The following is a 1,939-nucleotide window of genomic DNA, read 5'->3' on the forward strand; positions in this document are numbered from 1 at the left end:
GTAAGCGTTAACATTTTTTTATGAAATGAGGTGGAACTCGCTGCTCGGTTAGCTTTATGAAGATTACTAAATGAACAAGGGGGAAAAGGAATGCTAAGTATGATTGGTTTGATTGGCGGATTGGCATTGTTAATTTTTCTGACGATGAGGGGAATGAATTTACTTATTGTCGGTCCAATCTCTGCTTTATTTGTAGCGTTGTTTAGCGGTATGCCGTTATTTCCGCAGCTGGCCGAAGAAGGCGCAGCCAATTTTGTCGGGAATTATATGACAGGTTTCTCTGGTTTTGTTACTGCATGGTATTTGATGTTCTTGCTCGGAGCGATATTCGGAAAGGTAATGGAGGATAGCGGCGCTGCTGACAGCGTGTCGGAGTATATCGTCGGAAAGTTCGGCATGAAATATGCCGTCCTCGCGATTGTTATTGCTTGTGCGGTTTTAACGTATGGCGGTGTAAGTTTGTTCGTCGTGGCATTTTCAGTCTATCCAATGGCACTGAGCTTGTTCAAGCAGGCCGATCTTCCAAGACGTTTTATCCCTGCTGCACTTGCATTCGGGTCTGTAACGTTTACGATGACTTCTGCAGGTTCTCCGGAAATCCAAAACTGGATTCCGATTGAATACTTGAAAACAACTCCATATGCAGGTTGGGAGGTCAGCTTAATTGTCGCTGTCTTCATGATGGTTTTCGGTTATTGGTGGCTGAAACGGATGATCACCAAAGCTGTTGCTAAAGGAGAAAGATTTGTGTCAAGGGAATCTGATCCTGTCAATGAAAAACGCACATTGCCTAATCCATGGATGGGTCTCATTCCTTTGCTAGTCGTTCTCGTAATCGCATTTGTCTTCCATGATTCATTAAAACAATCTGCCCTGATCATTGCTCTTCTTGGAGGGGTAATTGCTACCTATGTGTTAAACCGCAAATACTTCAAAAACTTCTGGGAAGCGATTTCCGAAGGAACTCTGGGTGCCTTGATCGCAATTGGTAATACAGCTGCTGTTGTAGGATTCGGCGGCGTTGCCAAAGCAGTGCCAGCGTTTCAGACAGCTGTCGAGGCAATGACTAATATTCCAGGAAGTCCGTTAATCGGTGCTGCTGTTGCAGTCAGTGTAATCGCTGGTATGACTGGTTCAGCATCAGGTGGCCAAGTCATTGCACTGCCGCTTCTTGCACCTCACTATATGGATATGGGTGTAAATCCAGAGGCGCTTCACAGGGTTGCGGCCATTTCATCTGGAGCACTTGACTCACTTCCGCACAACGGCTACGTAGTAACGACGGTAAGGGCGATTTGCGGTGAATCCCATCAGGATGCCTATAATCCTGTCGGTGCATTAACAGTCATCGTTCCAGCTCTTGGTGTTGTTCTGGCTATTATTCTATTCTCGTTTGGTGTGGGGATTTAATGAAGTTGATTTCCAAAGAGCCTAAAGGAAAGGAGTTTCATGATGGTAAAAGATAAAGTAGTGCTCATAACAGGTGCCGCACAGGGAATCGGTTATGAGCTTGGCAAAAGCTTTGCTGAACAAGGCGGGAAGGTTTTCCTTACAGACTTGCAGGCTGATGCCGTCGAGAATGCAGCAGCCAGCCTTCGAGAGCTTGGATTTGAGGCTGCAGGATTGAAATGCGATGTCACAAAAGAGGAAGAAATCGCACAGGCTGTTGCGAAATGCGTTGAGCAGTATGGCCGGGTCGATGTCCTCATCAATAATGCCGGATTGCAGTATGTTTCGATGATCGAGGACTTCCCGACGGAAAAATTCGAATTGCTGATAAAAGTCATGCTTACAGCACCTTTTGTAGCATTGAAATACGCTTTGCCTGTGATGAAAAAACAGGGCTTTGGACGCGTCATTAATATGGCTTCAATCAATGGGCTCGTTGGTTTTGCAGGTAAAGCAGCATACAATAGTGCTAAGCATGGCGTCATTGGGC

The 1,939-nt window shown here is 45.7% G+C and carries 2 protein-coding genes; both read left to right on the plus strand.

Annotated elements, in window-relative coordinates; all coding sequences use genetic code 11:
• Positions 1 to 90: 90 nt before the first annotated feature.
• Positions 91 to 1,410: a GntP family permease gene (locus tag WB217_RS17650; protein WP_423994605.1), complete on the plus strand. Its 1,320-nt coding sequence runs from the start codon at positions 91 to 93 to the stop codon at positions 1,408 to 1,410.
• Positions 1,411 to 1,452: 42 nt separating this feature from the next.
• The coding region (locus WB217_RS17655; protein ID WP_423994606.1) for an SDR family NAD(P)-dependent oxidoreductase at positions 1,453 to 1,939 on the plus strand (487 nt) is incomplete at its 3' end.

It is taken from the genome of Mesobacillus sp., from assembly GCF_049588175.1.
Taxonomy (GTDB): Bacteria; Bacillota; Bacilli; order Bacillales; family Cytobacillaceae; genus Mesobacillus.

What these genes read in the sequence shown, in the direction of transcription:
- WB217_RS17650 (WP_423994605.1), top strand. Translation starts at nt 91, where the DNA reads ATGCTAAGTATGATTGGTTTGATTGGCGGATTGGCATTGTTAATTTTT.